At 72.1% G+C, this 8,711-nt stretch carries 9 protein-coding genes; 7 read left to right on the plus strand and 2 right to left on the minus strand.

The window, feature by feature from the left end; translation table 11 throughout:
- The 3 genes from KIK08_RS15485 to KIK08_RS15495 all read left to right on the plus strand — a co-directional run.
- The coding region (locus KIK08_RS15485; protein WP_214403850.1) for a transglycosylase domain-containing protein at positions 1-2,405 on the plus strand (2,405 nt) is incomplete at its 5' end.
- Positions 2,405-3,913 (plus strand): glycosyltransferase family 87 protein, encoded by a 1,509-nt coding sequence (locus tag KIK08_RS15490; RefSeq protein ID WP_214403851.1) that lies wholly within the window; start codon positions 2,405-2,407, stop codon positions 3,911-3,913. The genes KIK08_RS15485 and KIK08_RS15490, both read left to right, overlap by 1 nt.
- Before the next feature lie 51 nt (positions 3,914-3,964).
- Positions 3,965-4,561 carry an NUDIX hydrolase gene (locus KIK08_RS15495; protein ID WP_214403852.1) on the plus strand — a complete coding sequence of 199 codons (597 nt, stop codon included), beginning with the start codon at positions 3,965-3,967 and terminating at the stop codon, positions 4,559-4,561.
- On the opposite strand, the gene KIK08_RS15500 is transcribed toward KIK08_RS15495, so the two are convergent.
- Together KIK08_RS15500 and KIK08_RS15505 are read right to left on the minus strand one after the other, a co-directional pair.
- Entirely contained in the window at positions 4,515-5,924 is a 1,410-nt protein-coding gene (locus KIK08_RS15500; RefSeq protein WP_408004675.1) for a glycosyltransferase 87 family protein, read from the minus strand. The genes KIK08_RS15495 and KIK08_RS15500 overlap by 47 nt on opposite strands.
- Before the next feature lie 37 nt (positions 5,925-5,961).
- Entirely contained in the window at positions 5,962-6,732 is a 771-nt protein-coding gene (locus tag KIK08_RS15505) for a deoxyribonuclease IV (RefSeq protein WP_214403853.1), read from the minus strand.
- Between the two features lie 234 nt (positions 6,733-6,966).
- On the opposite strand from KIK08_RS15505, the gene rpsF reads away from it, so the two are divergent.
- From rpsF to rplI, 4 genes are read left to right on the plus strand one after another with little or no spacing between them, the layout of a single operon-like run.
- Positions 6,967-7,287, plus strand: a complete 321-nt coding sequence (gene rpsF / locus KIK08_RS15510) for a 30S ribosomal protein S6 (RefSeq protein WP_214403854.1) — start codon at positions 6,967-6,969, stop codon at positions 7,285-7,287.
- Positions 7,288-7,297: 10 nt separating this feature from the next.
- Positions 7,298-7,822 (plus strand): single-stranded DNA-binding protein, encoded by a 525-nt coding sequence (locus tag KIK08_RS15515; protein WP_214403855.1) that lies wholly within the window; start codon positions 7,298-7,300, stop codon positions 7,820-7,822.
- Positions 7,823-7,881: 59 nt separating this feature from the next.
- A complete protein-coding gene (gene rpsR / locus KIK08_RS15520; RefSeq protein WP_214403856.1) occupies positions 7,882-8,121 on the plus strand; it encodes a 30S ribosomal protein S18 in 240 nt (79 codons plus the stop codon).
- A 31-nt stretch (positions 8,122-8,152) separates the two neighbouring features.
- Positions 8,153-8,602 (plus strand): 50S ribosomal protein L9, encoded by a 450-nt coding sequence (gene rplI, locus KIK08_RS15525; RefSeq protein ID WP_214403857.1) that lies wholly within the window; start codon positions 8,153-8,155, stop codon positions 8,600-8,602.
- Positions 8,603-8,711 lie beyond the last annotated feature (109 nt).

Raw genomic sequence — 8,711 nt, forward strand, 5'->3', positions numbered from 1 at the left:
CCGGCCGCATGGGCGGCGCCCCCCTGCCGCCGACCCGCGCCACCGGCCCGGCCCCCCAGGGCGCCGCGCGCCAGGGCGGGTTCGCCCGGCCGGGGAACGCGCGACCGAAGGGGCAGGCCGGTCCGAAGGGGCCGAGGCGACCGAAGGGGCCGAAGCAGAAGGGCCTCAAGGGCGTCATCGCGTGGTGGCGCGACATGACGTGGCGCAAGGTCCGGCGGATCTGCTACGTGCTGCTGGGCATGCTGGTCCTGGGGCCGTTCGTGGCCTTCGCGATCGGCTGGATGATCTTCAAGGTGCCGGACGCCCAGGACGCGGCGATCAGCCAGGTCGCGACGATCACCTTCGCCGACGGCACCACCCCGGTGGCCACCGTGCGCCCGAAGATCACCGACGCCAACGGCGACGAGGTCTCGATCAACCGCACGATCGTCACGCTCGACCAGATCCCCGTGCACGTGCGCGACGCGATGCTCGCCGCCGAGGACCGCACCTTCTACTCCAACTCGGGCTTCGACCTGTCCGGCATCGGCCGCGCGATCTTCAACCAGGCCACCGGCGGCACCGGCGGCGGGTCGACCATCACCCAGCAGTACATCAAGATCTCCACCGGCCAGGACGACTTCAGCCTCTGGCGCAAGTACAAGGAAGTCGTGCTCGCGGTGAAGATCACCCGTGAGCAGAGCAAGGACAAGATCCTCGAGAACTACCTGAACACCATCTACCTCGGCCGCGGCGCCTACGGCATCCAGGCCGCCTCGCAGGCCTACTTCGGCAAGGACGTCAAGGACCTGACGACCTCCGAGGCCGCGATGCTGGTCGGCATCAACCCGTCGCCGTCGAACTGGGACCCGAAGAAGAACCTCGCCAAGGCGCAGGAGCGCTGGGGCTTCGTGCTCGACAGCATGGTCGAGACGCAGAAGCTCACCCCGGCCGAGCGCGCCCAGATGGTGTTCCCGGACAACTGGGACCGCCCGCAGGCCGACAACGTCGGCGTTCCCTCGGACGACCGGTACCACATCTACGAGAAGGTGGTCGCCGAGCTCGGCACGCTGGGCATCAGCGAGGAGGAGATCAAGACCGAGGGTCTGGTGATCACCACGACCATCGACCGCGAGCGCCAGATCGCGGCGGTCGACGCGGTCAAGGACGTCCTCGAGGACCAGCCGGAGAACCTGCGCTCGGCTCTGGTGTCCATGGACCCGCGCACCGGCGCGGTCGTGGCCTACTTCGGCGGTCTCAACGGCACCGGCCTGGACTACGCCACCGAGGCCAACCGCCAACCGGGCTCGACGTTCAAGCCGTTCGTGCTCTCCGCGGCGCTGCAGGACGACAAGGGCGTGGGCCTCGGCTCGACCTACGACGGCAGATCGGGCCAGGAGTTCGTCGGCGGGGTGAAGGTCAACAACTCCGAGGGCTTCGACTGCAACGAGTGCGACGTCAAGGAGGCCATGACCAAGTCGATCAACACGGTCTTCTACCGGATGGCGCTGGACACCGGCCTGCAGAAGGTGATCGACGCCGCGCACCAGGCCGGCATCCCGGAGAACATGGTCAACGAGGCCCGGGGCGGCATCGCGCTGGGCGACCAGGAGGTCCGCCCGATCGACATGGCGACGGCGTTCAGCACGTTCGCCGCCGACGGCGTGCGCCACCAGCCCTACTTCGTGCAGAAGGTCGTCACCGCCGACGGCGAGGTGCGCTTCGAGCGCCCCGAGCGGGTCGAGGGCGAGACCGTGATGGACGCCAAGGTCGCCCGCAACGTCACCGAGTCGATGATCGACATCTCGCGCACCTCGCAGATCCCGCTCGACTCCGGCCGGCCGGTCGCGGTCAAGACCGGCACCGTGCAGCTGCCCGGCAGCAAGAGCGGCGAGAACAAGGACGCCTGGACGGTCGGCTACACGCCGACGCTGACCACCTCCGTCTGGATCGGCACCGACACCAGCGAGGCGATCAAGACCGCCGACGGGCGCAACGTGTTCGGTCGCATCCTGCCCGGCGCCATCTGGCAGAAGTACATGCGCGAGGCGCTCAAGGGCACGGACAAGGCGGAGTTCTCCGAGTTCGAGCCGATCGGCAAGGCGCTCGGGTCCGGCGGTGGCGACGACGAGCACGGCGACGACGAGCACAACGACGACGAGCACAACGACGACGACGAGCACAACGACGACGAGCACAACGACGACAACGGCGACGACAACGACGGCGACAACGGCGACGACGACAACGGCGACGACGGCGGCGACGACAACAACGACAACAACGACGAGGACAACGGCGACGACGAGAACCAGGACTTCGCCGGTCCCGGCGCGGGCCTGGCCGACAGCGGTCCGGGGCGTCCCGGTGCCGGTCGACCCGAAGTCGAGCTGAACCTCCCGGGCCCGGGTCGGGGCAACAACTGATGACCCGGGCCGGCCGGGGGGCCGGCCCGTCGCCCGGTCGCCGGGTGATCCCGACGTGGACCGAACCGCTCGCCGCGGCGGCCAGCCGCCCGGTGGGCGGGCCGCTCGGCCGCCACGCCCTGGTCGGTCGTAGCGCGTTCTGGACCCCGCTGCGGGTCCTGCTGCTGCTCGCCGTCGTCGTGCTGGCGCTGGCGTGGCTGGTCAAGTCGCCGTGCCTGCAGCAGTACCGCACCGACGACGGCCAGCTGGCCCTCGATTGGCGCGAGGGCCGCCAGTACGTGGCGATGTGCTACTCCGACACGGTCCCGCTCTACGGCATCGAGGGCGTCGACCGTGGCGCGGTGCCCTACCGCGACCCCTGGGTCGAGGCGCAGGGCACCCCCCAGGAGCGGCTGCGCTACATGGAGTACCCGGTGCTGACCGGTTTCTTCCAGTACGCCAACGCCCGGCTCGCCGACGGCTGGTTGTGGCTGGCCGAGCGGGTCCCGCTGCTGCCCACCGCGTTGCCGGTCGTCGTCTACTTCGACATCAGCGCGCTCTGGCTGGCCATGGCCTGGCTGGTGGTCGTGTGGGGGGTGCGCGCGCTGCGGCCCTCGCGGCCGTGGGACGCGGCGCTGGTCGCCGTGTCACCGCTGGTCGTGGTGCACGCCTTCACGAACTTCGACACGCTGGCGGTGGCCTTCGCGACGGCGGGGGCGCTCGCGCTCTCGCGCCGCCGGACGGTGCTGGCCGGCGTGCTCATCGGCGTCGGTGGCGCGTTCAAGTTCTACCCGCTGATGCTGCTGCTGCCGGTCCTGCTGGTCGCGCTGCGCCGTGGGGAGCCGTGGACGGCCGGGCGGACCATCGCCGGGGCGCTCCTCGGCTGGCTCGCCGTCAACCTCCCGGTGGCGCTGGCCTGGCCGACCGGCTGGTGGGAGTTCTTCCGGCTCAACCAGACCCGGCCCGCCGACCCCGACTCGCTCTACTTCGTGACCAGCTACTTCACCGGGTGGGCCGGGTTCGACGGCCCGCTGGCCGCCGGGCAGGCCCCCGCCGTGCTCAACGCGGTGAGCGCGGCGCTGTTCGTCGCCCTGTGCGTCGGTATCGCCGTGCTGGCCTGGAAGGCTCCGCGCACCCCGCGCGTCGCGTCGCTGGCGTTCCTGGTCGTGGCGTCGTTCCTGCTGGTGAACAAGGTGTGGAGCCCGCAGTACTCGCTGTGGCTGGTGCCGCTGGCCGTGCTCGCGCTGCCCCGCTGGCGGCTGCTGCTGGCGTGGATGGTGGTCGACGCACTGGTGTGGGCCCCGCGCATGTACTACTACCTGACCCCGGAGGAGCGGGGGCTGCCGCCGGACTGGTTCCTGGGCGCCGTGCTGGTCCGCGACGCGGTGGTCGTCGTGCTGTGCGTGCTGGTGGTGCGCTCGGTGCTGCACCCGGAGCGGGAGGATCCCGTTCGCGCCTTCGGCGACGACGACCCCGACTGGCCGGCCCGCCCCGCGCGACGCCCTGTCGCGGAGCCGCTGCCCGCCTGACCTCGACATCGTCACAGTGGATCGGGCTCCGCCGTGGGGCAGTATCGGGGGATGGTGCAGCGCGAGGACGTGTCCGCCGCCCTGGCGCGGTTCGAGCGGGTGCCCGCCGACCGGCCCGACCTCAAGCGGGCCGCGGTGGGCATCACGCTGGTCGACGACCCCGGCGGGACGGCGTTCCTGCTCACCCGCCGGGCGGCCACGCTGCGCGGCCACGCCGGCCAGTGGGCGCTGCCCGGCGGCCGCGCCGACGACGGCGAGGAGCCCGGCGAGGCGGCCCGCCGCGAGCTCTTCGAGGAACTCGGGCTGGGCCTCGGACCGGAGGCCGAGCTGGGGCTGCTCGACGACTACCCCACCCGCTCCGGCTACGTCATCACCCCGGTCGTGCTGTGGGCGGGCGCCGGCGCCGACCTGGTGCCCAACCCCGCCGAGGTCGGCGAGCTGCACCGCGTCCCGCTGGCGACCATCGACATCGAGCCCCGGTTCCTCACGATCCCCGAGTCCGACAACCCGGTGATCCAGCTACCGCTGTTCGGCCGGTTCGTGCACGCCCCGACCGGCGCCGTGCTCTTCCAGTTCCGCGAGGTCGTGCTGCGGGGCCGGGCTACTCGGGTGGCGCACCTGGAGCAGCCGGTGTTCGCCTGGCGGTGAGCCCCGCCGCGGTGTCGTCGGTGAGCGCGTCGGACGTGCGCAGGAACACCACGAACAGCACCACCAGCAGCGCCGCCCGCCCCCACACGCCGATGACCAGCGCCTGGGCGGCGAAGCCGTCGTAGATGCCGAAGCCCTCGCCGGTGTGCAGGGTGTGGAACCAGCGGAAGATCCCGATCCCCATGGCCACGTCGGCGACCAGGTAGCCGGCGACCAGCGCCCACGGCACCCGCAGCAGCGCGAAGAACGGCAGCAGCCACAGCACGTACTGCGGCGAGTGCACCTTGTGCAGCAGCAGGAAGCCGCACAGCATGGCCGCGCTCACCCCGACCCACGGGTACACGCCGGTGCGCCGCCAGCGCCACCAGCCGACCGCCGCCGCCACCGCGAACGACAGCAGCACCAGCGACGGCGACAGCCAGTCCATGGTGGCCTGGAACTCGGGGTCCTCCGGGCCGGAGTCGGGCCGGAAGCCCCAGAACCAGATCGAGTTGGTCGTCAGGTCGACCTTGCGCAGCGACTGGAACGAGAACGACGCCCGCCAGCCCGCGTAGCCCGCCACCGCGAACGGCAGGTTGACCAGCACGACCGTCACCACCGCGGCCAGCGCGACGCGCACCGCAGCCCACCAGTCGAGCCGGCCCGGCCGCGACGCGGTCAGCACGTACAGCGCCAGCGGCAGCACGAACGCGCCGGGGTAGAGCTTGAACGCGAAGCCCAGCGCGAGCAGGACCGAGGCGATCGTGCCGCGCTCGGCGATCGAGCGCTGCGTGCGCCAGCCGTGCATCACGAACACCGCGGCCACCGCGCAGGCCACGACGGGCAGGTCCCAGTTGTGGAAGGCGTAGAGCACGATCGGCGGGCCGAGCGACCAGACCAGCGCCCGCCACCGGGTGAGCCGGCCCAGCAGGTACGCGGTGAGCAGCCCGAACGGCGCCATCAGCAGCGCCGAGCCGATCAGGTAGCCGCCGTCGGTGTCGGCGAAGATCGCGCCGGCCCAGATCAGCAGCCCGGTGAGCACCGGGTACTCGACCGTGCCGCCGACGAGCTGGCCCTCCGGGGTGATCGAGCCGTGCACGTAGGGGAACACGTGCTTGTCGATGTCGCGCCCGATCCACAGGTGCTGGATGTCGGAGTAGCAGACGTCGCGGTCGGGGCGGACGTCGTAGTCCGGGGCGCTGCGGCCGGACTCGTCGTACTCCGGGCCGATGCAGCGCGCCTTGTTCTCGAAGCCCAGCAGCATCGTGACGCCGCTGAGCAGCACGATCACGGCCAGGACCAGCCGGCCGGTGGTGGGGCGGGCGGGTGGGGGCACCTCGGGGACCTGCTCGTCCTCGTCGCGGGTCGGGGCGGTCCTGGTCACGGGCCGGCCACGCTGGTCGGGCCGGCGTGCGACGGGATCACGCGGCCAACCGCTCGCGCAGGAAGGCGATGTCGGCGGCCTGGCCCTCGGCGGGCGTCTCGACGACCACGGGGGCCCCGGCCGCGGCGCACACCGCGACGAGCTGCTCGGGGTCGATCGTGCCGTCCGCGACGTTGGCGTGCCGGTCGCGGGCCGAGCCGAACTCGTCGCGCGAGTTGTTGAGGTGGACCAGGTCGATCCGGCCGGTGATGGCCCTGGCCCGGTCGACCACGTCGACCAGGTCCTCGCCCGCGGCGAACGCGTGGCAGGTGTCCAGGCAGAACCCGACGTCGAACTCGCCCACCGCGTCCCACAGCCGGGCCAGCGCGTCGAACCGGCGGGCCATGGCGTTGTCGCCGCCCGCGGTGTTCTCGATGAGGATCGGGACCGCGAACCCGCCCTCGCCGACCTGGCGCTCCACGAACTTGCGCCAGTTGGCGAACCCGGCCGCGGCGTCCTCGCCCTGGGTGACGTGGCCGCCGTGCACGACCAGCCCGATCGCGCCGACCTCGGCCGCGGCCGCGGCGTGCTGGACGACCAGCTTGCGCGACGGGATGCGGATGCGGTTGTTCAGCGAGGCGAGGTTGACCACGTACGGGGAGTGCACGACGACCGCGACGCCGCCCGTGCGCAGCTGCTCGGCCTGCGGGTGCGCCGGGGGCTTCTTCCACCCCTGCGGGTCGGCCAGGAACATCTGCACGATGTCGGCCCCCCGATCGGCGGCGGACACGACCGGGTCGTCCTCTCGCACGTGGGCGCCGATGAGCATGCGGGCCAGCGTAGTGACCGCCCCCGACGTCCCTGCGCGCCCTCCGCCGGGCGGGTGCGCGCTGGCGGGATCGAAGGCGCTGGTAACCTCGGCGTGTCGCCCCGACCGGCGCCCACCTGGGTGTCCGCGTTCCCCGCCGCCGTCACGGCGGCGCTTTTCTGTCGGGGGGCAGTGAGAACCTCCTGTCGCGGATGGACCGCGACCGTTCCAGTCCGTAGGAGGTGAGTGGTTCTCATGCGTCATTACGAGCTGTTGGTCATCCTCGACCCCAGCCTGGACGAGCGCACTGTGACGCCGTCCCTGGAGACGTTCCTCAACGTCGTGAAGACCGACGGGGGCACCGTCGAGAAGATCGAGGTCTGGGGCAAGCGCCGGCTGGCCTACGAGATCCTCAAGAACGCCGAGGGCATCTACGCGCTGCTCGAGGTCGCCTGCGAGCCGGCCACCGTCGCCGAGCTGGACCGCCAGCTCGGGCTGAACGAGTCGGTCCTGCGCACCAAGGTCCTGCGCCGCGAGCCGAAGCGGGCCCCGGCGCCCGCGGCTGCCGCGAGCTGAGGCGGCGGCGATGGCCGGCGAGACCGTCATCACCGTGGTCGGCAACCTGACCGCCGACCCCGAGCTGCGGTTCACCCCTTCGGGGGCCGCGGTCGCCAACTTCACCGTGGCCGCCACGCCGCGCACCTTCGACCGCCAGTCCGGCGAGTGGAAGGACGGCGACGCGCTGTTCATGCGCTGCAACGTGTGGCGCCAGGCGGCGGAGAACGTGGCCGAGACGCTCACCCGCGGCATGCGGGTCATGGTGCAGGGGCGCCTGCGCCAGCGGTCCTTCGAGACCCGTGAGGGCGAGAAGCGCACCGTGGTGGAGCTGGAGGTCGACGAGGTCGGCCCGTCGCTGAAGTACGCCACCGCCAAGGTCAACAAGGTCAGCCGCGGCAGTGGCGGCGGCGGCTTCGGTGGCGGCAGTGGCAGTGGCGGCGGAGGCGGCGGCGGAGGGGGCGGCTACGGCGGCTCCGCACCGGCCGACGACCCGTGGGGCTCCGCCCCGCCCGCCGGCAGCGGACCGGCCGTCGACGACGAGCCCCCGTTCTGACCTGAGCACCCCCCCCCGCCCCGTGCGGGACACGAGCACAAACCAGGAGCACCCCCACCATGGCCAAGCCAGTGCTGCGCAAGCCCATGAAGGCGAAGGTCTGCGCGTTCTGCAAGGACAAGGCCCAGGACATCGACTACAAGGACACCGGCCTGCTGCGGAAGTTCATCTCCGACCGCGGCAAGATCCGGGCCCGTCGGGTCAGCGGCAACTGCCGCCAGCACCAGCGTGATGTGGCCGTCGCGGTCAAGAACTCCCGCGAGGTCGCGCTGCTGCCCTACATCTCGACCGCGCGCTGAGCCGGGCGGACCGGTAGCGGAGGACATCGGAATGAAGCTCATCCTCACCGCCGACGTGCCGAACCTCGGCGCGCCCGGCGACATCGTCGAGGTGAAGGACGGCTACGGCCGCAACTACCTGCTCCCGCGCAAGATGGCCATCGTGGCCCATCGCGGCGCGGAGAAGCAGGTCGCCTCGATCCAGCGGGCCCAGAAGGCCCGGGCGATCCGCGACCTCGGCCACGCCAAGGAGGTGGCCGACGAGCTCTCCAAGCTCACGGTCACGGTGAAGGCGAAGTCCGCGGGCGACTCGGGTCGGCTGTTCGGCTCGGTCACCACCGCCGACGTGGTCAAGGCCGTGCAGGCGGCCGGCGGGCCCGCGCTCGACCGGCGCGCCGTCGACGTCCCCAGCCAGATCAAGACCGTCGGTACCCACCAGGTCACCGTCCGGGTCCACCCGGAGGTCACCGCCGAGCTGTCGGTCGAGGTCTCCTCGACCTGAGCCGGCCCGGTCGCAGCGTCGACCGGGAGTAACACTGCGTGAGCGGGGTGGGGGGGGGCCGGGCGGGGCGGCGCCCCCCCGCGCCGCTGTCGGGGGCGCCGCCCCGGGG

Source organism: Pseudonocardia lacus, assembly GCF_018531445.1.
Lineage (GTDB): Bacteria > Actinomycetota > Actinomycetes > Mycobacteriales > Pseudonocardiaceae > Pseudonocardia > Pseudonocardia lacus.